This is a genomic window from Curtobacterium sp. USHLN213 (assembly GCF_037144815.1).
In the GTDB taxonomy this organism is placed as follows: domain Bacteria; phylum Actinomycetota; class Actinomycetes; order Actinomycetales; family Microbacteriaceae; genus Curtobacterium.
In genome coordinates this window covers 49664-70227 of record NZ_JBBCYQ010000005.1, presented here as the reverse complement: position 1 = coordinate 70227, position 20564 = coordinate 49664, and the positions used below count along the sequence as shown (strand labels likewise).

Sequence of the window (20564 nt, the reverse complement as noted above, 5' to 3'; positions counted from 1 at the left end):
GTGGAGGAACGGGCGAGTAGCGTCGCGCGCATGGCCAACATCGTCACGCAGATCGCAGAGAAGGTACGCCCCGTCGGCGTGTCCACGAACTACGGGGAGCCGGTCGAGGTCGGCGACCAGACCCTCATCCCGGTGTCCCTCGGCTGGTTCGGCTTCGGTGGGGGCGGGGACGGCGACGACAACGGTGGCGGAGGCGGCGGTGCCGTCTCCATCCCGATCGGCGCCTACGTCCGACGCCCCGGCAAGGACCTCGAGTTCGAGCCGAACCTGATCTCCCTCCTCGCGGTGAGCGTCCCGGTCATCTGGGTGACCGGGACCGTCCTGCGCAAGCTGGTCCGCGTCCTGAAGAAGTGACCCACTGACGGACCTGGAGGCGCGGTGCGGGCCCGCCCCGCGCCTCCAGGACGTCCCGTGGTCGCGATCCGTCACCGGGTCGCGACCACGTCTACAATGGCGGGACACACACGGGAGTCCGGGATCGCCGGGCTGAGAGGGAGCGAGTGGCGCTCCGACCGTCGAACCTGATCCGGATCATGCCGGCGCAGGGAGGAGTCCAGGGCCATGTCCACGAGCACGCACACTGCTGTTCCGTCCACCCCCGTCAGGCGCTCGCTGCGCTGGCGGGTCGTCGACATCGTCGTGGCGAGCGTGCTCGCCGTCGCGATCGGTGTCGTCTTCAAGCTCTGGGAGTTCGGCTACGAGCCGATCAGCGCCGTCGCCGCGCTCGTGCTCCCCGGCACGCAGGCGCTCTTCGGCGGGGTGTGGCTGCTCGCCGGGCCCGTCGTCGCGATCATCGTCCGGAAGCCCGGAGCGGCCCTCTACGCCGAGATGGTGGCCGCCTCGGTCGAGGCCCTCCTCGGCACGCAGTGGGGCTGGCTGACGCTCGAGGCCGGCCTCGTGCAGGGCCTCGGCGCCGAGCTGGTGCTCGCGCTCTTCCTGTACCGCGTGTACCGCCTGCCGGTGGTCGTGCTCGCCGGTGCCGCGGCCGGGCTGGCGCTCGGGCTGAACGACACGGTGCTCTGGTACCCCGGACTCGACCTGGCCTTCAAGGTCGTCTACGTCGTCTCGGCGATCGTCTCCGGTGCGCTGATCGCGGGCGTCGGCTCGTGGTTCCTCGTCCGAGCGCTCGCCGCGACCGGCGTCCTGTCGTCGTTCGCGGCTGGCCGTGAGCACTCCAGACGCGGTCCTCGCACCGTCGCGTGACCGTGGCAGCCGCGCGGGTCACCTTCTCCGACTGGGGCTGGCGGTACGCGGAACGTGACGCCTGGGCCGTCCGGGGCGTCGACCTGACCGTCGAGCCGGGGGAGCGGGTCGCGATCGTCGGCCCCTCGGGCGCCGGTAAGTCGACGCTGTTGCGGGCGGTCGCGGGCGTGCTCCCGGACGAGCCGGACGCCACCGACGACACCGCGGCCTCCGTCCAGGGTTCGGTCCTCGTCGACGGTGCGGAACCGCGCGCGGTCCGCGGGCGCGTCGGCCTCGTCATGCAGGACCCCGAGGCGCACACGGTGATGTCCCGCGTCGGCGACGACGTGGCGTTCGGCTGCGAGAACGCCGGCGTCCCGCGGGACGAGATCTGGCAGCGCGTCCGGTCGGCCCTCGACGTCGTCGGGCTCGACCTGCCGCTCGACCGGTCCACCACGATGCTCTCCGGCGGGCAGCGGCAGCGGTTGGCGCTCGCGGGCGTGCTCGCCATGCGCCCGGGTGTCCTCGTGCTCGACGAGCCCTGCGCGAACCTCGACCCCTCCGGGGTGGTGCAGGTGCACGACGCCGTGCGGGCGCTGCTCGACGAGACCGGGTGTTCACTGCTCGTCGTCGAGCACCGCATCGGGACCTGGCTGGACCTGGTCGACCGACTCGTGCTGCTGGAGCCGGCCGGGGGTGTCGTCGCGGACGGTGCGCCTGCGGACGTGCTCGCCGAACACGGTCCGGCGTTGACCGCGGCGGGCGTGTGGGTGCCGGGGTCCGAGCCCGAACAGGGTTCCGCGCGTCGGGGTACCCGCACGTCTCCGCGAGTGGGCGAAATGCGCGGGGTTGCGGGCGGGGGACCGGACGGAATCCGCCCGCTCGGCGACGCGGGACCGCGAGTGGGCGGAATGCACGGGGCCGACAACGGGGGACCGGACGGAATCAGCCCGCTCGGCGATCGGGACCCGGTGCTGCTCGCGGCGCGGGGGCTCGGGACCGCCAGGGGAAGGCGGCAGCCGGTCGGGAGCGGGATCGACCTCGACGTCCGGGCCGGACGGGTCCTCGCGGTCACCGGGCCGAACGGCATCGGCAAGTCGACGCTCGGCCTCACGCTCGCCGGGCTCCTGCACCCCGCCGCGGGGTCGCTCCGCGCGGGCACGGCACTCGCCGACGGCATCGGTGACGCCCCCGCCGCGTGGACGAGCAGGCAGCTGGCCGGTCGGATCGGCACGGTCTTCCAGGACCCCGAGCACCAGTTCGTCGCCCGCACCGTGCGCGAGGAGCTGGCCGTCGGCCCCCGCGCCCTCGGAGCGGCGGACGTCGATGCCCGGGTCGACGAGCTCCTCGACGCGTTCGGCCTCGCGCACCTCGCCGACGCCAACCCCTTCACGCTGTCCGGCGGTGAGCAGCGGCGGTTGGCGATCGGGACGGTCATCGCCTCCCGGCCGCCCGTCGTCGTGCTCGACGAGCCGACCTCCGGTCAGGACCGGGCGACCTGGCAGGCCGTGGTGGACCGGCTCGGCGAACTCGCCGACTCCGGCACGGCGATCGTCGCCGTGACGCACGACCAGGACCTCGTCCGCGCGCTCGACGCGGACGAGATCGTGCTCGGGGCGACAGGGACGACGAGGGCGACAGGGGCGACGGGGGCGACCGCCGTCGGGCCGGCCGCCGACCTGCGCGACCCGGCCACGGAGGTGCAACCGTGACCGCGCACCAGGCCGCGGCCGGTCTGCCCGGACGAGCCGCGCCTCCTGGACCACCCGACGGCACCACGCGTGCACGCGGCGTCCGCGGCGTCCAGCCGGTGGCCTCGCTGCTGGGCGTCCTCGCGCTCGGCGTGTGCCTGGTGCTCAGCCTCGACGTCGTGTCCGCGGCGGTCGCGCTCGGTCTCGAACTCCTGCTCCTGCCGCTCCTGCGGATCCCGCCCCGCACCCTGCTGCTGCGGACCTCGCCGGTCCTGGTCGCGGTGCCGCTGACCGCGCTGAGCATCGCGTTGTACGGGCGGCCGTCCGGTCGGTCCTGGTTCGACCTCGGGTTCGCGCACGTCACCGACGGGTCGCTCGCACTCGCGCTGGCGACGGCGCTCCGTGTCCTGGCGATCGGGCTGCCGGCGGTGGCGTTGTTCGTGCGGGTGGACCCGACCGACCTCGCGGACGGGCTCGCGCAGTTCCTGCGGCTGCCGGCACGGTTCGTGCTCGGGGCGCTCGCGGCGATCCGGATGATGACGCTCCTCGGGGACGACTGGCGACAGCTCGGCATGGCTCGTCGGGCCCGCGGCGTCGCGGACACCGGACGGCTGCGTCGTGGCGCGTCGATGGCGTTCGCGCTGCTCGTGCTGGCGCTGCGGCGGGCGACGACCCTGGCGGTGGCGATGGAGTCGCGGGGGTTCGGCGCTCCCGGGCGGCGGACGTGGGCGCGGAGTGTGCGGTTCGCGGGGCCGGAGTGGGCGATGGTCGGCGTGCTCGTCGGGATCGGTGTCGTGTCGATCGCGGTGGCCGTGGGCGCGGGGACGTGGCGTGCCTGAGGCGGAATCCGACGTGGGTGGCGCGGACGGCACGGTCGGTCCCGGGGACTCGCTCGTCGAGGGCCTCGCCGCCGCGGCCGCCGGGGTCGCGGCCGCCTCCGGAACGCGACTCGTCGTGCTCGTCGACGGCAGGTCGGGCACGGGCAAGACGACGCTCGGCGATTCCCTGGCGGACCGGCTCGGCGCGCAGGTCGTCCACCTCGACGACGTCTACCCGGGATGGGACGGGTTGCGGGCCGCCGCGGAGGCCGTGGTGACCGACGTCCTCGGGGAACGCTCCGGCTACCGACGGTGGGACTGGGCGACCTCGCGCCCGGCGGGGTGGGTCGCCGTCGACCCCGGGCGGCCGATCGTGGTCGAGGGGTGCGGTGCGCTGTCCCGGGGCTCGGCGCCGCTCGCGTCGTTGCGGGTGTGGCTCGAGGCCGACGACGACACCCGGTGGGAGCGGGCGATCGGGCGTGACGGCGAGTCCTTCGCGCGGGAGTGGGACCGGTGGGCGGCGCAGGAGGTGGCGTTCATCGCTGCCGAGCGGCCGGCGGAGCTGGCGGACGTGGTGCTGCGGACGTAGGGCGCTCCGCGGCCGGCGCCCGACCCGCCGCTCCCCGCGCACCCCGCCGGGCCGCCGCCACCGGGTCCACCGCGAAGACCGCCGCGACGATCGAGAGCACCGCGTACACCCCGAGGTACCCGCACAGGATCCACGGCGAGCCCCCACCGAGCTCGACGAACACGGCCGCGAGCAACGGCGTGAGCCCCACCGAGAAGATCGACCCGATCTGGTACCCGAGCGACATCCCCGAGTAGCGCCGACCGGTCGGGAACTGCTCCGCGAACCACGCCGCCTGGGGCCCGTAGATGCTGTCGTGGAACACGCACATCCCGATCAGCGCCACGAGCGGCAGCAGCACGAGCGGCCCCGCGTCGAGGAACGCGAAGAACGGCCAGATGAGCACCGCGATCCCCACCGCCGACCAGATCGTCAGCACCCGGCGGCCGACCCGGTCGGACAGCCAGCCCCAGAACGGCGTCGACACGAGCGACACCGCGGAGATGACCAGCACGGCCTGGAGCCCGGCCGAAGCGCCGGACGGCCCCCGCACCGACCCGAGGTACGTCAGCGAGTAGGTCGTGAGGATCGAGTACAGCGCCGGCTGCACGAGCCGCAGCCCCGCGGTGACGAGGATCGCCCGCGGGTGCCGCCGGATCGCCTGCCACACCGGGAACCGCTCGACGTTCCCGGAGGCGCGCAGCTCCTGGAAGACCGGCGCGTCCTGCACGCCGAGCCGGATGACGAGCCCGACGGCCACGATCACCGCCGAGAACAGGAACGGCAGCCGCCAGCCCCACGCCAGGAACGCCTCGGTGCCGAGCAACCCCCGGACCAGCGTGAAGACACCGGTCGCGAGGAGCATGCCGCCCGCCGACCCCATCTGCGTGAACGCCCCGAACAGTCCGCGGTGCCGCTCGGGTGCGTGCTCGACGGACAGCAGCGCCGAGCCGCCCCACTCGGCCCCGGCCGCGACACCCTGCAGCAGCCGCAGGACCACGAGCGCGACGACGGCACCGACGCCGATGGTCGCGGCCGAGGGGATGACCCCGATCAGCGTCGACGCGATCCCCATCAGCACGAGCGACGCGACGAGCAGCTTCTTCCGCCCGATCCGGTCACCGAGGTGGCCGGCGATGATCCCGCCGAGCGGGCGGGCGACGAACCCGACACCGTAGGTCGCGAACGACGCGATGACGCCGACCGCGGGGGTCACGGAGGGGAAGAACGTGGGCGCGAACACGAGCGCGGACGCGGTCGCGTACAGGTAGAAGTCGTAGTACTCCACGGTCGTCCCGACGAAGGACGCCAGGGCGACGCGACGGCGGGTCGCGGTGGTCGACGGTGGGGTGGAACGGACTGGAGGCGCGGCTGCGGTGGTCGAGTTCGGCACCCTCAGGAGCATGGTCGCGTCGCGCACCTCGGGGAACACCCCGCGTAACGGGAGGTCACGTCACGCCCTCCCGCGACACGACGGCGGGGAACATGGACCGCATGAGCGATGTACCGAACCGCCCGCTGCGCTTCGCGGCCTTCGTCATGAACACGACGTCGCACATCCAGCACGGCCTCTGGCGGCACCCGGGCGCCCGCCAGGCCGACTTCGACGACGTGACGCTGTGGACCGACCTCGCGAAGACCCTCGAGCGCGGGAAGTTCGACGCGATGTTCTTCGCGGACGTCGTCGGGACGTACGGCCCCGGACGCGGCGATTACTCGACGAACCTGCGCGAGGGGCTGCAGATCCCCTCGAACGACCCGTCCGTCCTGCTCTCGGCGCTCGCCGTGTCGACGGAGCACCTCGGGCTCGCCTTCACGTCGAGCGTCATCCAGTCGCACCCGTTCGACTTCGCCCGCAAGGTCTCCACCCTCGACCACATCACCCGGGGTCGGATCGGCTGGAACGTCGTCACGAGCGCCCTCGACAGCGCCGCGCGGAACTTCGGCGCCGATCGTCTCGAGGAGCACGACGAGCGCTACGTGTGGGCCGAGGAGTACCTCGAGGTCTGCGCGAAGCTCTGGGAGGGGTCGTGGGAGGACGGCGCCGTGCTCAAGGACCCGGTGCGCGGCTACGCCGACCCCGACAAGGTGCACCGCATCGACCACCACGGGAAGCGCTACGACGTGCAGGGCCCGCACCTGTCGGCACCGTCGCCGCAGCGGACGCCCGTGCTCTTCCAGGCGGGGTCCTCGCCGGCCGGCCGTGCCTTCGCCGCGCGGAACGCCGAGGCCCAGTTCATCCTGACGTCGAACCGCGACGCCACCGAGCAGCTCATCCGCGAGACCCGTGACCTCGCTTCGGCAGCGGGGCGGCAGCGGGACGACATCGCCTTCTTCCTCGGGCTGACGTTCGTCACCGGGGCCACCGAGGCCGAGGCGAAGGCGAAGGAAGCGGAGATCGACGAGTACCTCGCGGCCGACGGCTTCCTCGTGCACTCGAACCTCGGGTTCGACCCCGACACCGGCGAGGCCCTCGACCCCGAGACGCCGCTGTCCGAGGTCCGCACGCACGCCGGCCAGTCGCACCTGCAGTGGCTCCGGGAGGCCGCCGGCGACCGGGAGCCGACGATCGCCGACCTCGCCCGGCTGTCCGCGAAGCTCCGTGCCCGCGTGGTCGGGACGCCCGAGCAGATCGCCGACGAGCTCGCCGACTGGCAGCGCGCCGGCGTCGACGGGGTCAATGTCATCAACTGGACGCTGCCCGGCTCCTACGAGGAGTTCGTGGACCACATCGCCCCGACCCTGCAGGAGCGCGGACTGATGCAGTCCGAGTACCGCGAGGGGACGTTGCGCGAGAAGCTCTTCGGCCACCCGCAGCTGCCCGACAGCCACCCGGCGCGGCGGTGGCGGGGAGCGTTCACGGGCGGAGCTGCCGGAACCGGCGCGGACGCCGCGCGCGACGCCGTGGAGGTGACCGCATGACCGACGCGACGACGACCACCGGGGGCGAGCCGTCCCTCCAGGGCGGCACCGGGACCAGCCGTCTGACGGAGCTGCGCGCTCGGTTCCAGCCGCTGTTCGACCGCATCCGCGAGGGGGCCGTCGACCGCGAGCTGGCGTCGGGGACGCCGGGGGACCGAGCGCTGCCGCAGGACGAGGTCCGTGCGCTCGCCGACGCGGGGTTCGGACGGCTCCGCGTGCCGGAGGACCGTGGCGGGTTCGGCGTGACGCTCGTCGAACTCGTGCACCTCGTCGCCGACCTCGCCGCTGCCGACTCGAACATCGCGCACCTGTGGCGCGGGCACTTCGGGTACACCGAACTCGTGCTCCTCCGGCCGTCGTCGGCCGGGCGGGACGAGTGGCTGCAGCGGATCGTCGACGGGGCGATCATCGGGAACGCGACGTCGGAGCGGACCGGGACGACGCTCGCCGACATCTCCACCACGGTGCGCGTCGCCGAGGACGGGTCCGTCCGTCTCGACGGCCGGAAGTTCTACTCGACCGGGACGCTCTACTCGGACTGGATCTACCTCGCGGCGGACCGGGACGGCGACCGGGTCACGTTCGCGGTCCCGACCGATGCGATCGGCGTGACGTCGGTCGACGACTGGGACGGGTTCGGGCAGCGGTTGACCGCGTCCGGCACCACGGTGTTCGACGGGGTGTCGATCGACCCCTCGGTGGTCTCGGCGTACAAGGACGCCCCGCTGTCGCACATCCAGGCCTTCTACCAGCTGTACCTGCTGGCGGTCCTCGCCGGGATCGGGCAGGCGGTGTCCGACGACGCCGTCGCGTTCGTGCGACCGCGGACCCGGACGTACATCCACGCGAACGCCGCGCGGCCCGGGGACGACCCGCAGGTGTTGGCCGTGCTCGGTCGGTTGTCGGCCGGGGCGTTCACGGCCCGGTCGCTCGTCGTCGCCGCGGCGGGGCTGCTCGACGGGGTCGTGGGGACGAACGAGCCCGGGGCCGGTGTCGACCGTGCCCTGCTGGACGCCGCCGAGAACGCGGTCTACCAGGCGCAGATCGAGGTCGGGCCGCGGGTGCTCCGGGCGGCGTCGGAGCTGTTCGAGGTCGGTGGGGCCTCGGCGGCCGATCGCACGCGGGCGTTGGACCGGCACTGGCGGAACGCCCGGGTCGTGGCGTCGCACAACCCGGCGGTCTACAAGGAGCGGCTCGTGGGGGAGTACGCGCTGCACGGGCGGGGGCCGGTGGACGCATGGGAGAAGTACCACGAGGTGGGGCCGACGCGGTTCTGAGGCGCTGGCGCGGGCGCCGGCGCCTCGGCACCCGCGCGGGTGCCGAGGCCCCGGCAACCGCGCGGGCGCTGTGGCCTCGGCTACGCCCAGCCGAGCTCGTGGAGGCGCTCGTCGTCGATGCCGTAGAAGTGCCCGATCTCGTGCACGAGCGTGGTGTGGACCTCGTCCTTGAGCTCCTCGAGCGTGTCGCACTCGGCGAGGTGCTGCTTCCGGAACACCACGATGCGGTCCGGGAGCTCGCCGAAGCCGTACTGCCCACGCTCGGTCGCGGCGATGCCGTCGTACACGCCGAACAGCTCTTCGCCGTTCTCCGGTTCGTCCTCGACGACGAACACCACGTTGTCGAGGCCGTCGACCATCTCGTCCGGCAGCAGGTCGAGTTCGTCGGTCACGAGCTGTTCGAACGCATCGGCGGACATCTCCATCACGCCGCCGATCGTGCCACACCGTGCTGACTGCCCGCGGCGAAGCCGCGCGGCGCCGGAGGCGCCCGGACAAACACTGAGGGAGAGCCCCGGTTGCGTTTCACGCAACAGGACTCTCCCTCGACTGGGGTGAATAACGGGTCTCGAACCCGCGACCTCCTAGACCACAACCAGGCGCTCTACCAACTGAGCTATATCCACCATGTGCACACCGGGCGACCGGCGCGACCACTCAATAGTAGTACATGCCGGAGGCGGGTCAGAACACGAGGGTTGAGCCGCGCCTCCTGGAGGCGCCGCAGGCGGTGTGTCCTACTGCGCGAGCCGCGGCTCCCACTTCGCGACGACCTCGTTCGCGACGGCCTTGACGTCGTCCGAGGAGGGGCCGGGCTCGGCCACGAAGCCCGCGCGGCGGTAGTACTCGAGCTCGCGGATGGACTCGAGGATGTCCGCGAGGGCACGGTGCCCACCGTGCTTCTCCGGCGCGTTGAAGTACACGCGCGGGAACCAGCGGCGGCAGAGCTCCTTGATGCTCGACACGTCGACGCTGCGGTAGTGCAGGTGTCCGTCGACACGGGGCATGTACTTCGACAGGAACGATCGGTCGGTGCCGATGGTGTTGCCCGCGAGGGGAGCGGAGCCCTCGGCGGGGACGTGCTCGAGGATGTACTCGAGGACCTGGTACTCGGCGTCCGCGAGGCTCACACCGTTCGGGATCTCCTCGAGCAGGCCCGAGGTGGTGTGCATGTTCGTGACGAACTCGTTCATGTTGTCGAGTGCCGACTGGTCGGGCTTGATCACGATGTCGAAGCCGGGGTGCACGGGGACGAGGTCGAAGTCGGTGACGACCACGGCCACCTCGACGAGTTCGTCGACCTCGAGGTCGAGGCCCGTCATCTCGCAGTCGATCCAGACGAGGCGGTCGTTCGCAGTTGCCATGGTGTCGATCCTATTCCGCGGCAGGGCGGGGTCGCTTTCCGCTCGCTCGCTCGCGCCCGCGCCCGCGGCCCGCCCGGCCCGCGTGCGGGCGGTATGCGCGCGCTGCGGGGTGCAGCTGGGACGTTTTCCGCCCGCTCGTGGCGCGGGGCGCGCGAGCGGGCGGTATGTGCGGGTTGCGGGGTGCGGTCCGGACGTTCTTCGCCCGCTCGTGGCGCGGGGTGCGCGAGCGGGCGGTATGTGCGCGTTGCGGGGTGCGGTCCGGACGTTCTTCGCCCGCTCGTGGCGAGGGGTGAGCGCGAGTGCCTGGAGGCGCGGCGCCGGTCTCGGGGGCGACCCGCGCCTCCAGGCGGCGCCCGTGCCATCTGCGCGAGCGGGCGGAATGCGCGGGGTGCGGGGCGTGGGCCGCGCAGGATTCGCCCGCTCGCGGTGCGGCGCGGCGAGCGGGCGGTATGCGACGGCTGCGGGGCGCGACCGAGCCCGATTTCGCCCGCTCGCGGGGCCGGTGCGGCGAGCGGGCGAAAGGTGCGGGGAGGGCTTGGGGACGGGGGCGTGTTTCGCCCGCTCGTGAGTGGGCGCGAGGGTCTGGAGGCGCGGTGCCGGTCTCGGGGGTCGACCCGCGCCTCCAGGCGGTCACCCCGGGATCCGCGAGCGGGCGGAATGCGCGGGGTTCGGGGTGCGACCGGGACGGAAAACGCCCGCTCGCGCGAGTGAGCGCGCGAGCGGGCGGAAGGTGCTGGGGGCGGCGGGTGAGCGGGACGTACTTCGCCCGCTCGCGGAGCCCGGCGGCCGTGGGCGCCGGGGCCGGCGCCGGCGCTGAGCCGCCGCGCGGGCTACGCCATCTCGCCGGCGGCGATGGCCTCGGCCTCGACGGGCTCGGGCTCGGCGCCGTCGTCGACCCGGCGCAGCACGCGCGTGGTGCACACCACCACGACGAACGCGACGGCGACGGACAGCCCGGCGAACACGTACGCGGCCGACGGGGCGAACTGGTCGGCGAGCAGGGTGGCCACGGGCGGGGCGATCGCACCGCCGATGAAGCGCACCGCTGAGTAGGCGCTCGAGGCGACGGAGCGGGGGAGGTCGGTGGCCTCCATGACGCACTCGGTGAGGACGGTGTTGAGGACACCGAGCACGAGGCCGCCGATGATGACGCAGATGATCAGGCCCACCTGCGACTGCACGACCACGGCGGCGGCGAACAGGTCGAGCGCGAGCAGCGGGAGCGCGATCTTCAGCACGGTGGTGCGGCGGAGCCGTGCGGTGAGCATCGGGGCGATCCAGACCGACGTGATCGCGAGGCCGACGCCCCAGCCGAAGAAGGTGAAGCCGATGCCGAGGGCGCCGAAGCCGAGCGGGAAGGGCGTGTAGGCGAGCAGGACGAAGAAGCCGATGTTGTAGAAGAGCGCGGTGACGGCGAGCGCGGCGAGTGCCGGACGACCGAGCGCGCGGAACGGTGCGGAGAGCTTGGTCGGCGTGGGCTTCTCGAGGTTCTTCGTCTTGAGGAGCGTGACGATGGCGATGAACGCGATGGCCATGAGCGTCGTGACGCCGAAGAACGGGCCGCGCCAGCTGACGGAGCCGAGCAGGCCGCCGACGAGCGGGCCGACGGCGATGCCGAGGCCGAGCGCCGCCTCGTACAGGATGATCGCGGACGCGGTGCCACCGGAGGCAGCCCCGACGATCGTCGCGAGTGCGGTGGAGATGAAGAGCGCGTTGCCGAGACCCCAGCCCGCGCGGAAGTCGATGATCGTCCACACGCTGTTCGACGTCGCCGCGAGCACCGAGAAGAGCACAATGAGGGCGAGGCCGATGAGCAGGGTGTTCTTCGCGCCGATGCGGCTGGACACCCAGCTGGTGAAGAACATCGCGACACCGGTGACGGCGAGGTAGCTCGTGAAGAGGAGCTCGGTCTGCGCCGCGGTGGCCTTGAGGGACGAGGCGATCGCGGGGAGGATCGGGTCGACGAGGCCGATGCCCATGAAGGCGACGACGCAGGCGAAGGCGATCGCCCAGACCGCCGATGACTGCTTGAGGATGCTGCCGGACTGTGCGGCGGGTGCGTGGGCGTTCACGCGTGGGTCTCCGTTCTGGTGGCGGTGGAGGTTCGGGCGGCGATGACCTCGACGGCGTCGTGCAGGGTGTCCCACTCGTCGTCGGACAGGTCGGCGAAGAGCGGGCCGACCGTCCGGGTGAGGGTGACCCGCCAGGACGCCAGGCGTTCACGGCCGGCGTCGGTGAGCTCGATGAGCTGCCCGCGGGAGTCGTCGGGGTCGACACTGCGGGACACGAGCCCGTCGGCGAGCATGCCCGCGACCAATCGGGTCATCGTGGGCTGCGCGACGCGGGAGGCGGCAGCGAGCTCGCCGAGGCGGAGCGGCTGGTCGGTCTCGAGGATGCCGAGCGTGCGCCAGACGGCGGAGGACGTGGTGTTCCCCGTCGCTTGCGCTGCGGTGCGGATCAGGCGGTTGACGGAGACGAGGAGCGTCTCGATCGTCTGTTCACGCGGTGATTCCATAGCAAAACTATATAGCGAGGCTATGAATGTGTCAACAGGCGGTCCCTGGTAGAAGGGATGCATGAGCGACATCACCATCCACGAAGGCGACGAGTACACCGCGATCTTCCACGGCGGACCCTTCGACGGCACGACCGACACCCGCACGGCCACGAGCGACGCGCTGGACGACGAGGTCACGGTGTTCGCCGACGTCGAGGGACTCCAGACCGCGTTCACCTACCGAATGACGAAGTCCCGCCAGGTGCTCGACCAGACCTCGGCCGAGTTCGAGTACGTGCCGGGGGAGTCCGACCCGGTGGACGACCTCGCGGACCGCGGGGACCGCAGCGGCGAGTTCGACCGCGAGTAAGCAACAGCGCCGCACCGCGCCACCCCGCGCCGCACCACACGCACCGGGAGTAGATCCGGCCGCGCCCGCGTTGCAGGACCACATGCAGCTCGACCTCTGGACGTCCTCGTTCTGCGCCCCGTGCGCCGCCGCCCGCCGGGTGTCGGCCGAGGCGTCCGAACTCGTCCCCGGGCTGCACGTGACCGAGCGCGACGTGGCGAACCACCCCGACCAGGCGGAGGACCTCGGCATCCGGTCGACCCCCACGATCATCGTGCGGCGGGACGACGGTGCCGAGGTCTTCCGGTCACCCGGCGTCCCGACCCGGGACCAACTGCTCCTCGCGATCGCCAAGGCGATCTGACGGGCCACCACCGGACGCGGCTCCTCCGGACGCGGCCCCTCCGGACGCGGCCCCTCCGGACGCGGCCCTGCCCGACCCGGACCCACTGACACGCTGACTCGTCGGCGCGAGCAACACCGGCACCTCCGCCGGTCGCACCACCCGCCGCACCCGCCGGACGACCCGCTTCAGCGCCCGCACCGGCGCCCCGATCACCAGCGCGACGGCCCCGAGGACACTCCGGTCGTCCGGCCCGAGGGCGTTCTTCCGCTCCCAGGCCCGACGCAGCACGCCACCGCGACTCCGGCGTGCCGCCGGTCGGTCGCGCAGGACGCCGGCGTCGCGCGACGCCATGAGCTGCTCGGTCCGCTCGGCCCAGTCGTCCTCGGACTCCGGGTGGAAGTGGTTGTCGTGCATCCACTCGCCTCGGACCGTCCCGAACCGGCCGTCCACCAGGTCGACGGCGTCGCCCTCGAGCCCGCTGCCCACGAACACCTCGTTGATGAGGTGTCGCCCGATGCCGAAGTCGGTCAGGGTGAGCGCGGGGATGCCCCGGGCCGCCGCTTCGAGCACGGCCGTCGAGCTGATCGTGACGAGGGCGACCGCCTGGTCGAGGTGCGCGGACATCGGCCCGCTCTCGACCACGAGGTTCGCCGGCGCGTCCGGCGGCACGAGGTCCGGGTACGGGTCCTGTTCGCGGTGCGTCTGGTGCTCTCCGGCGGCAGCACGGACCTTGATCACCACGCGCCACTCCGGGTGCCGACGGGCGGTCTCGGCGAGCCACCCGACGACACGCTCCCGCTCGGCACGTTCCGCGGGGACGCTCGGCTGTGCGGCGAAGACGACGGAGTCGCGCGGCGAAACCCCTTCACGGCTCGCAGCGGCTCCGGACGGCCGCGCGAACGGCAGCGTCGCGAGCGCGAAGTGCGGCTCGACGCCGCCCTCGGTCGCGAGCTCCTCGTAGGCGCGGACCTCGCGGTGGCTGTGCAGCACGAACAGGTCGGCGCGCGCCCGGAAGAACACGCCCTTCCACTTCGCCGGGTAGGAGATCCCGGGCAGCCCCGTCACGAGGACGGGTCGCCGTGGCACACGACGGTGGACCTCCTCGATGACGAGCTCCGCCACCGGTCCGATCAGGGACACCAGCACGGCGTCCGGTGGGTCCTGCCGGAGTCGTTCGACGATGGCGTCGACCTCGAGCGCCTCAGGCGGCGCCGCGGCCAGGTGCGCGAGCCGGTCGTCGAGCCCCCGGAACGCGGACCGCAGCTGCGCGCGGCTCGCGGATCGCGGCGTCGCCACCGTGAGCAGTTCGAGGTCCCAGTGCGCGGGTGCCGTGGCGAGCAGGTGGGCGCCCCACTTCGCGAACGAGTCGGTGTCGACCAGACCGACCACGCGTCGGACGCGTGGCAGGGCATCGGACGGGAGGCGCGCCTCCCGTCCGTCCCTCGACTCGCCCCCGCCGCCGGCCGCGTCCAGGTCGCCGCCCGTCACGCTCCGACGCGGCGCAGCTTCGCGAGCGGTGCCCGCTCGCCGGGCATGACCCGCTTCACGCCGTCGCCGAGCGCGGTCTCGATGATCCGGACGTCGCGCGCGAGCGTCTGCAGCCCGTGCGGTTCGAGCGACGCGGCGTGGTCGGAGCCCCACATCGTGCGGTCGAGCGTGATGTGGCGCTCGACGGCCGTCGCGCCGAGTGCCACGGCGGCGATGGAGATCTGCAGCCCGGGCTCGTGGCCGGAGTACCCGACCGGGACGCCTGCGTAGCGGTTCGCGAGGGTGTCGATCATCCGCAGGTTCGCCTCCTCGGCGGGGAGCGGGTACGTCGACGTGGCGTGCATGAGCACGAGCCGCTCAGTGCCGAGGGCCTCCACGGCGCGGTCGATCTGCTCGAGCGTCGACATCCCCGTCGAGAGGATCACGGGCTTGCCGGTCGCGGCGACCTCGGCCAGGAGTCCGAGGTCCGTCACCGACGCCGAGGCGATCTTGTACGCCACCACGTTGAGGTCCTCGAGGAAGGCGACCGACGGCTCGTCCCACGGCGAGGCGAACCAGTCGAGCCCGCGGAGCGTGGCGTGGTCGCCGATCTCGATGTACTGGTCGCGGTCGAACTCGACGCGGTACCGGTACTCGAGGTAGGTCATCTCGCCCCACGGCGTGCTGCGCGGCGTCTGCTTCATGTGCTCGGGCGTGGAGATCTCCGGCGTCCGCTTCTGGAACTTCACGGCCTGCAGCCCGGCGTCGGCCGCGACGTCGATGAGTCGCTTGGCGATGTCGACGTCGCCGTTGTGGTTCAGGCCGATCTCGCCGATGAGGTACGCGGGGTGGCCCGCGCCGATCGTGGACGTGCCGATGGTGACGGTCATGGTGCTCCGTTCGGTGCGGGGACGTGCGGCTCGGTGGCCGGACGGTGGTCTGGTGCGTGCTCGTCGGATCGGTGCGCGGGACGGTCGAGCCGTGGTGCGAGGGCGGACGCCAGCGCGAGGTCGGCCGGGTCGTCGACGTCGATCGCTCCGGCACCGTCGACTACGACGAGTTCGACGCGGCCGTGGAACCGGTGGCGGTGCTCGCGGAAGGCGGCGGCCCGGAAGGCGTAGAACGCGCCCGTCTCGCGGAACTCCGGCTCGCGGTCCTGCCGCCGGGGGCGGACGGCCTGGTCGTGGTTCACGGCGCGGGCGGAGCCGTCGGCGCCGATGCGCCAGAGGAACGCGTGCGAGGGCGCCGCGGCGAACACCGAGTCGACGTGGCCGTCGCGGACCCGGGTGACGGCGGCGTCGAGGTCGGCCGGGTCGATGAACGGCGAGGTCGCCTGCAGGAACACGACGACGTCGGGCTCCTCGCCCGCGGCCGCGAGCGTGTCGAGGACGTGCAGCAGCGCGGACTCCGACGAGGCCTCGTCCCCGGCGAGCGCTGCCGGACGCCGGACGACCCGGGCGCCGGCGGACACGGCCTCGGCGGCGATGGCGTCGCCGTCCGTCGAGACCACGACGGTGTCGATCGTCGTCGCTGCTCGGGCGGACTCGACCGCGCGACGGACCAGGGAGCGCCCGGCGACGGGGCGGAGGTTCTTGCCCGGGATGCCCTTCGACCCCGCACGGGCCGGGACGACCGCGACGACGGAACCGGTGGGGCGCATGCTCGGGACGCTACGAAGCCGCGGTGTCGCGGAGGCGAACACCAGGCAGACGCGCGCCGAACCGTTCCGGAACCCGACCCGGCGGACGCACGCCGCGCCTCCCGGCGCTTCCACAGCGCTGCCAACGGATGCCGAAAGCCGATCCGGTGACGCTGGGACCATGCGCATCAGCTCCCGCACACCCGCCGTCCAGCGAGCACGGTGGGAACGTCCTGCCTTCTTCGGCCTGCTGGTCGCGACGGCCGTCCTGTACCTGGTGAACCTCGGGGTGAACGGGTACGCGAACGCGTTCTACTCGGCGGCCGTGCAGGCGGGGAGCCAGAGCTGGGAGGCGTTCTTCTACGGCTCCTCGGACGCGGGCAACTCGATCACGGTCGACAAGCCGCCGGCGTTCCTCTGGGTGATGGAGCTGTCCGTGCGCCTGTTCGGCCTCAACTCGTGGGCGATCCTCGTGCCGGAGGCCCTGATGGGCGTCGGGACCGTGGCACTGCTGTACGTCATCGTCCGGCGGCGGTTCTCCGCCGGGGCCGCGCTCGTCGCGGGCGCCGCACTCGCGACGACCCCGGTCGCGACCCTGATGTTCCGCTTCAACAACCCGGACGCACTGCTCACCCTGCTCATGGTGCTGTCGCTCTGGCTCGTCCTGCGTGGCGTCGAGAGCGGGCGTCTGCGATGGGTCGTCCTGGCCGGCGTGGCTGTCGGGATCGCCTTCCTGACGAAGCAGCTGCAGGGGTTCCTCATCCTGCCCGTGCTCGTCGGCGTGTACCTGTCCTGCTCGTCGCTGCCGTTCGTGAAGCGCGTCGTGCACCTGCTGTGGGCAGCCCTCGCCGTGGTCGTCGCCGGCGGGTGGTGGGTCGCCGTGGTGGAACTCGTGCCCTCGTCGTCCCGCCCGTACATCGGCGGGTCGCAGACGAACTCGTTCCTCGAGCTCACCTTCGGCTACAACGGCCTCGGGCGGGTCACCGGCGACGAGACCGGCAGCGTGACCGGGGGCGGCGGAACTGCCGGAGCCGGCTCCTGGGGCGCCACCGGGGTGCTGCGGCTGTTCGGGTCGGAGTTCGCCGGGCAGATCACCTGGCTGCTGCCCACCGCACTGGTCCTGCTCGTGGCGGCGCTCGTCGCGATCGGGTTCCGGCAGCGGACGCCGTCCGCTCGCTCCCGCCTCGCCACGGTCATCGCGCTGGGTGGGTCGCTGCTCGTGACCGGGCTGGTGTTCAGCTTCATGGGCGGGATCTTCCACCCGTACTACACGGTCGCGCTCGCGCCGTACATCGCCGGGCTCGTGGGCATCGGCACCGGGGTGCTGTGGGAGCGGCGCGCGTCGTGGTGGTGGCGTGGGACGGCGGCGTTCGCGGTGGTCGTCACGGTGGTGTGGCAGTGGCACCTGCTGACGGCGGCGTCGGGCTGGCAGCCGTGGATCCGGTGGGTGGTGCTCGTGGTCGGGGTGGTGACGGCGGGGGCGGTGCTGGTGCCGGTGCGGGGCGGCGGGCTCGCGAGGTGGTCCCGTCCGGTCGGCAGCGTCGCGGTGGTCGGCGCGGTCGTCGGCGCGGTCGTCACGGCGCTGCTCGGACCGGCGGCGTACTCGATCGACACGGTGACGACCGCCCACACCGGGGCGCTGCCCTCGGCCGGACCGACCGTCGCGGGCGGCGGCTTCGGTGGCGGCGGGTTTGGTGGCGGGGCCCGCGGTGGCGGTGGCGGCGGGTTCGGCGGTCCTGGAGGCGCGGGTGGCGTCGGCGGGACCGGCGGACCGGGTGGGGCGGGCGCGGCCGGCGGGACCGGTGGACCGGGTGGGGCGGGCGCGGCCGGCGGGACCGGTGGCGGGACCGGGACCGGGGCCGGTGGCGGGACCGGGACGGGGACCGGTGGCGGGACGGGGACCGGGACCGGGACGGGTCGTGCGGGTGGCGGCGGGTTCGGTGGTGCCGGGAGCCTGCTCGGCGGGTCCACCGAGGTCTCCTCGACGCTGCGGAGGGCGCTCCTGGAGGACGCCGACGACTACACCTGGGTCGCCGCCACCATCGGGTCGAACAGTGCCGCGACCTACCAGCTCGCCACGGGCGCCTCGGTGATGCCCATCGGCGGCTTCAACGGCTCGGACCCGTCACCCACCCTCGAGGAGTTTCAGGCAGACGTCGCTGCTGGGAAGATCCACTACTTCATCGCCGGCAGCGTCGGGCAGTCGAACGGCGGCAGCGACGCGGCGTCGAAGATCTCCGAGTGGGTCGAGTCGACCTTCACCTCGTCGACGATCGGAGGCGTCACGGTCTACGACCTCACCGCGGGCTAGGGTCGACGAGTGCTCGGCGCCGACGACCCCCTGGACCCGGTGCCCCGTCGCGTCCTCGTCGCCGGCACCACGGGCGTCGGGAAGACCACCACGGCAGGGCGGATCGGCCGGGTCCTCGGGATCCCGCACACCGAGATCGACGCGCTATACCACGGGCCCGGCTGGGTCCCGCGGGACACCTTCGTTGCCGACGTCGAGCGGTACACGAGCGAACCCGCGTGGGTGACGGAGTGGCAGTACACCTCCGTCCGGGCGATGCTGGCGGAGCGTGCGGACACGCTCGTGTGGATCGACCTGCCGACTGCCCAGGCGTTCTGGCGGCTGCTGCGTCGGACGCTCCACCGTCGGTTCGGGCGCATCGAGATGTGGAACGGCAACGTCGAACCGTCGCTGTGGACGTTCTTCACCGATCGCGGCCACATCCTCCGCTGGGGCATCAGCACCCGGAACGTGACGCGTCGTCGGGTGCCCGAGCTCGTCGAGACCGCGCCGCACCTGCGCATCGTCCACCTCCGGTCGCAGCGGGAGGTCGACCGGTTCGTGCAGCACCTCGGTGAGGGTCGCGGATAGAATCGGGGCCGTCCGCCTCCGTAGCTCAGTGGATAGAGCAGGTGGTTTCTACCCACCGTGCCGCGGGTTCGATTCCTGCCGGGGGCACACACGACGAAGGCCGCCGTCCATCGGGACGGCGGCCTTCGTGTCGTTCGGCGACTGCCTACTCGTCGTCGTCGGCAGCGCGGCGACGGAGCTCGCTCGCGCTGATCGGCTGCGTGTAGGGCGCTTCCGAGGTCTCGTTCGCGTCGGCCGGTTCGGCGGGGCCGTCCGCGATGCGGGTCGGGATCGACCGGGTGTGTGCGGTCGTCGAGGCGTCGACACCGCGGGCGTCGGACTCCGTGGTGCGGTTGACGTGCGCGTCCGCCGAGGTCGGCTTGGCGACCGGCGGCGTCGCGCTCGCGTCGGGACCGGTCGTGTCCGCCCCGCGGGGCCCGCTGCTCCGGGGGGCCGTGGTGGGACGGTCGGTGCCGCGAGGGCTGCTCGGCCGGACGTCGTCGACGGCGTCGGCGTTGTCGGTGTCCGTGCCGGACGCGGTCGACTCGGTCGCCGAGCCGCGCGTGCCGGCGGGCGATGCCGGTGAGCCCAGGGGCGCCCGGGTCGGGGCGGCGGCGCCGTCGCCGTACGCGCGGGTCGCGCCCTCGCCGTACGCGCGCGTGGCGTTCGTGTCGGAGATCGGGGTCGTCCGGTTCGTGCTGGAGGTGTCCGAGATCGGCGTCGTCGCGTTCGGGTCGACCGGTGCGGAGCCGCCGCGGGTGACCGAGAAGCCTGCGCCCGCGGACGGGGCAGCAGTGGTGCCTGCCGCGGCGGCGCCGGTGCCGGAGGCTGCGGCGGCCGTGCTCGCCGGGGCGGGCGTGCTCGCCGGAGCGGGCCGGAGGGAGGTCGTCGTCGGCGTCGGACGCTCGGCGGGGACGGCGGTGGTCGTGCCGGCGTCCGTGGGTCGCGCGGGGGCGGCCTGGTCGGCGTTCCAGTCCTGCTGCCGCGTGATCAGCTCGGCGTCGGGGTCGGGCGAATCGAACTTCCAGCGCTCGAGGTCGCTCTTGAAGAGCTTGCGCGCCCGGTTCGGTCGTGCCTGCCACTCGAGGATGCGGTCACGGAACTCGGCGAGCGACTGCTCCGCCTGGAAGCTGAAGGTCGAGGAGTTCTTCTTGATGTCCGCGATCTCGTGCTGCGTCCAGTTCGCCGCGAGGGGCGCACCGGCAACGGGGAGCAGACGGAGTCGGATGTCGGCGTCCTCGGCGAGGTGGTCGGCGTACGCGCGCTCGTCGTGCCCGAGGGAACCCCAGGTCGCGGCCTTGCGTGCAGCCGAGACGATGCCCGCGACGGCGGCGTTCCGCGCTTCGCGTTCCTGCATCGCCACGACCCGCTTCGTCGCCCCGCGGCCGATGAGCGCCGCGATGACGCCCGCCACGACGATCGCGACGAACGGGATGAGCGCGCCGGAGATCACGCGCCAGCCGTTGTCGGACGAGATCCAGTCGGTCAGGTCGTTCCACCAGTCCATGCGCGCACCCTACTCACGAAACGGTCAGGCATCGGGGAGGTCGGGCGGCGTTCCGCGCATCCGACCGGACATGATTC

At 72.9% G+C, this 20564-nt stretch carries 20 protein-coding genes, 2 tRNA genes, 1 pseudogene and 1 riboswitch; of the genes and pseudogenes, 13 read left to right on the top strand and 10 right to left on the bottom strand.

Annotated elements, in window-relative coordinates:
• The first annotated feature begins 30 nt into the window (after positions 1-30).
• The 6 genes and pseudogenes from WFH25_RS08560 (at position 31) to WFH25_RS08540 (ending at position 4280) form a co-directional block, all read left to right on the top strand.
• Positions 31-354 (top strand): hypothetical protein, encoded by a 324-nt coding sequence (locus tag WFH25_RS08560; RefSeq protein WP_070416624.1) that lies wholly within the window; start codon positions 31-33, stop codon positions 352-354.
• A 101-nt stretch (positions 355-455) separates the two neighbouring features.
• Positions 456-565: riboswitch (TPP riboswitch) on the top strand.
• A complete protein-coding gene (locus WFH25_RS08555; RefSeq protein WP_070416623.1) occupies positions 562-1203 on the top strand; it encodes an ECF transporter S component in 642 nt (213 codons plus the stop codon). It overlaps the preceding riboswitch by 4 nt.
• 83 nt (positions 1204-1286) lie before the next feature.
• Positions 1287-1670, top strand: a pseudogene (locus tag WFH25_RS19365) (ABC transporter ATP-binding protein); the annotation flags it as partial.
• Positions 1671-1691: 21 nt separating this feature from the next.
• Positions 1692-2894: an ATP-binding cassette domain-containing protein gene (locus tag WFH25_RS08550; RefSeq protein ID WP_442892406.1), complete on the top strand. Its 1203-nt coding sequence runs from the start codon at positions 1692-1694 to the stop codon at positions 2892-2894.
• Entirely contained in the window at positions 2891-3712 is an 822-nt protein-coding gene (locus WFH25_RS08545) for an energy-coupling factor transporter transmembrane component T family protein (protein ID WP_336697408.1), read from the top strand. Before WFH25_RS08550 ends, WFH25_RS08545 begins: the two co-directional genes overlap by 4 nt.
• Positions 3705-4280: an ATP-binding protein gene (locus WFH25_RS08540; RefSeq protein ID WP_336697407.1), complete on the top strand. Its 576-nt coding sequence runs from the start codon at positions 3705-3707 to the stop codon at positions 4278-4280. Before WFH25_RS08545 ends, WFH25_RS08540 begins: the two co-directional genes overlap by 8 nt.
• Here the strand turns inward: WFH25_RS08540 and WFH25_RS08535 are convergent.
• Entirely contained in the window at positions 4228-5652 is a 1425-nt protein-coding gene (locus WFH25_RS08535; RefSeq protein ID WP_336697406.1) for an MFS transporter, read from the bottom strand. The genes WFH25_RS08540 and WFH25_RS08535 overlap by 53 nt on opposite strands.
• A gap of 101 nt (positions 5653-5753) precedes the next feature.
• Here WFH25_RS08535 and WFH25_RS08530 point away from each other — a divergent pair, with 101 nt between their 5' ends.
• Together WFH25_RS08530 and WFH25_RS08525 are read left to right on the top strand one after the other, a co-directional pair.
• Positions 5754-7181: an LLM class flavin-dependent oxidoreductase gene (locus WFH25_RS08530; protein ID WP_336697405.1), complete on the top strand. Its 1428-nt coding sequence runs from the start codon at positions 5754-5756 to the stop codon at positions 7179-7181.
• Positions 7178-8458 carry an acyl-CoA dehydrogenase family protein gene (locus WFH25_RS08525; protein ID WP_336697404.1) on the top strand — a complete coding sequence of 427 codons (1281 nt, stop codon included), beginning with the start codon at positions 7178-7180 and terminating at the stop codon, positions 8456-8458. Before WFH25_RS08530 ends, WFH25_RS08525 begins: the two co-directional genes overlap by 4 nt.
• 80 nt (positions 8459-8538) lie before the next feature.
• Here the strand turns inward: WFH25_RS08525 and WFH25_RS08520 are convergent, their stop codons facing one another.
• The 5 genes from WFH25_RS08520 to WFH25_RS08500 all read right to left on the bottom strand — a co-directional run bounded on the left by WFH25_RS08520 (position 8539) and on the right by WFH25_RS08500 (position 12337).
• Positions 8539-8883: a metallopeptidase family protein gene (locus tag WFH25_RS08520; RefSeq protein ID WP_070416619.1), complete on the bottom strand. Its 345-nt coding sequence runs from the start codon at positions 8881-8883 to the stop codon at positions 8539-8541.
• Positions 8884-9008: 125 nt separating this feature from the next.
• Positions 9009-9084 (bottom strand) — tRNA-His (locus WFH25_RS08515).
• Between the two features lie 111 nt (positions 9085-9195).
• Positions 9196-9822, bottom strand: a complete 627-nt coding sequence (gene orn, locus WFH25_RS08510) for an oligoribonuclease (RefSeq protein ID WP_336697403.1) — start codon at positions 9820-9822, stop codon at positions 9196-9198.
• 830 nt (positions 9823-10652) lie between these two features.
• Positions 10653-11894 (bottom strand): MFS transporter, encoded by a 1242-nt coding sequence (locus tag WFH25_RS08505; protein WP_336697402.1) that lies wholly within the window; start codon positions 11892-11894, stop codon positions 10653-10655.
• Positions 11891-12337, bottom strand: coding sequence for a MarR family winged helix-turn-helix transcriptional regulator (locus tag WFH25_RS08500; RefSeq protein WP_070416616.1), 447 nt, complete (start codon positions 12335-12337; stop codon positions 11891-11893). Before WFH25_RS08500 ends, WFH25_RS08505 begins: the two co-directional genes overlap by 4 nt.
• Before the next feature lie 61 nt (positions 12338-12398).
• On the opposite strand from WFH25_RS08500, the gene WFH25_RS08495 reads away from it, so the two are divergent.
• Together WFH25_RS08495 and WFH25_RS08490 are read left to right on the top strand one after the other, a co-directional pair.
• Complete coding sequence (locus WFH25_RS08495) at positions 12399-12689, top strand: hypothetical protein (RefSeq protein WP_071295918.1); 291 nt, start codon at positions 12399-12401, stop codon at positions 12687-12689.
• 82 nt (positions 12690-12771) lie between these two features.
• Positions 12772-13032: a thioredoxin family protein gene (locus tag WFH25_RS08490; RefSeq protein ID WP_022907438.1), complete on the top strand. Its 261-nt coding sequence runs from the start codon at positions 12772-12774 to the stop codon at positions 13030-13032.
• On the opposite strand, the gene WFH25_RS08485 is transcribed toward WFH25_RS08490, so the two are convergent.
• The 3 genes from WFH25_RS08485 to WFH25_RS08475 all read right to left on the bottom strand — a co-directional run bounded on the left by WFH25_RS08485 (position 12976) and on the right by WFH25_RS08475 (position 16141).
• Positions 12976-14403 (bottom strand): DUF6716 putative glycosyltransferase, encoded by a 1428-nt coding sequence (locus WFH25_RS08485; protein ID WP_336697401.1) that lies wholly within the window; start codon positions 14401-14403, stop codon positions 12976-12978. The two genes, WFH25_RS08490 and WFH25_RS08485, sit on opposite strands and share 57 nt — an antisense overlap.
• Before the next feature lie 95 nt (positions 14404-14498).
• Positions 14499-15371: an N-acetylneuraminate synthase family protein gene (locus WFH25_RS08480; RefSeq protein WP_071295915.1), complete on the bottom strand. Its 873-nt coding sequence runs from the start codon at positions 15369-15371 to the stop codon at positions 14499-14501.
• Positions 15368-16141, bottom strand: a complete 774-nt coding sequence (locus WFH25_RS08475) for an acylneuraminate cytidylyltransferase family protein (RefSeq protein WP_336697399.1) — start codon at positions 16139-16141, stop codon at positions 15368-15370. The genes WFH25_RS08480 and WFH25_RS08475 overlap by 4 nt, the downstream gene beginning before the upstream one ends.
• A gap of 160 nt (positions 16142-16301) precedes the next feature.
• On the opposite strand from WFH25_RS08475, the gene WFH25_RS08470 reads away from it, so the two are divergent.
• From WFH25_RS08470 to WFH25_RS08460, 3 genes are all read left to right on the top strand, one after another.
• Positions 16302-18431, top strand: a complete 2130-nt coding sequence (locus WFH25_RS08470; protein WP_336697397.1) for an ArnT family glycosyltransferase — start codon at positions 16302-16304, stop codon at positions 18429-18431.
• 9 nt (positions 18432-18440) lie between these two features.
• A complete protein-coding gene (locus tag WFH25_RS08465) occupies positions 18441-19001 on the top strand; it encodes an AAA family ATPase (RefSeq protein ID WP_336697395.1) in 561 nt (186 codons plus the stop codon).
• 14 nt (positions 19002-19015) lie between these two features.
• Positions 19016-19088, top strand: a tRNA-Arg gene (locus WFH25_RS08460).
• A 58-nt stretch (positions 19089-19146) separates the two neighbouring features.
• Here WFH25_RS08460 and WFH25_RS08455 read toward each other — a convergent pair.
• Complete coding sequence (locus tag WFH25_RS08455) at positions 19147-20487, bottom strand: hypothetical protein (RefSeq protein WP_336697393.1); 1341 nt, start codon at positions 20485-20487, stop codon at positions 19147-19149.
• Positions 20488-20564 lie beyond the last annotated feature (77 nt).

What these genes read in the sequence shown, in the direction of transcription:
- WFH25_RS08560 (WP_070416624.1), top strand. Translation starts at nt 31, where the DNA reads ATGGCCAACATCGTCACGCAGATCGCAGAGAAGGTACGCCCCGTCGGC.
- WFH25_RS08555 (WP_070416623.1), top strand. Translation starts at nt 562, where the DNA reads ATGTCCACGAGCACGCACACTGCTGTTCCGTCCACCCCCGTCAGGCGC.
- WFH25_RS08550 (WP_442892406.1), top strand. Translation starts at nt 1,692, where the DNA reads ATGCGCCCGGGTGTCCTCGTGCTCGACGAGCCCTGCGCGAACCTCGAC.
- WFH25_RS08530 (WP_336697405.1), top strand. Translation starts at nt 5,754, where the DNA reads ATGAGCGATGTACCGAACCGCCCGCTGCGCTTCGCGGCCTTCGTCATG.
- WFH25_RS08525 (WP_336697404.1), top strand. Translation starts at nt 7,178, where the DNA reads ATGACCGACGCGACGACGACCACCGGGGGCGAGCCGTCCCTCCAGGGC.
- WFH25_RS08520 (WP_070416619.1), bottom strand. Translation starts at nt 8,883, where the DNA reads ATGGAGATGTCCGCCGATGCGTTCGAACAGCTCGTGACCGACGAACTC.
- orn (WP_336697403.1), bottom strand. Translation starts at nt 9,822, where the DNA reads ATGGCAACTGCGAACGACCGCCTCGTCTGGATCGACTGCGAGATGACG.
- WFH25_RS08500 (WP_070416616.1), bottom strand. Translation starts at nt 12,337, where the DNA reads ATGGAATCACCGCGTGAACAGACGATCGAGACGCTCCTCGTCTCCGTC.
- WFH25_RS08495 (WP_071295918.1), top strand. Translation starts at nt 12,399, where the DNA reads ATGAGCGACATCACCATCCACGAAGGCGACGAGTACACCGCGATCTTC.
- WFH25_RS08490 (WP_022907438.1), top strand. Translation starts at nt 12,772, where the DNA reads ATGCAGCTCGACCTCTGGACGTCCTCGTTCTGCGCCCCGTGCGCCGCC.
- WFH25_RS08480 (WP_071295915.1), bottom strand. Translation starts at nt 15,371, where the DNA reads ATGACCGTCACCATCGGCACGTCCACGATCGGCGCGGGCCACCCCGCG.
- WFH25_RS08475 (WP_336697399.1), bottom strand. Translation starts at nt 16,141, where the DNA reads ATGCGCCCCACCGGTTCCGTCGTCGCGGTCGTCCCGGCCCGTGCGGGG.
- WFH25_RS08470 (WP_336697397.1), top strand. Translation starts at nt 16,302, where the DNA reads ATGCGCATCAGCTCCCGCACACCCGCCGTCCAGCGAGCACGGTGGGAA.
- WFH25_RS08455 (WP_336697393.1), bottom strand. Translation starts at nt 20,487, where the DNA reads ATGGACTGGTGGAACGACCTGACCGACTGGATCTCGTCCGACAACGGC.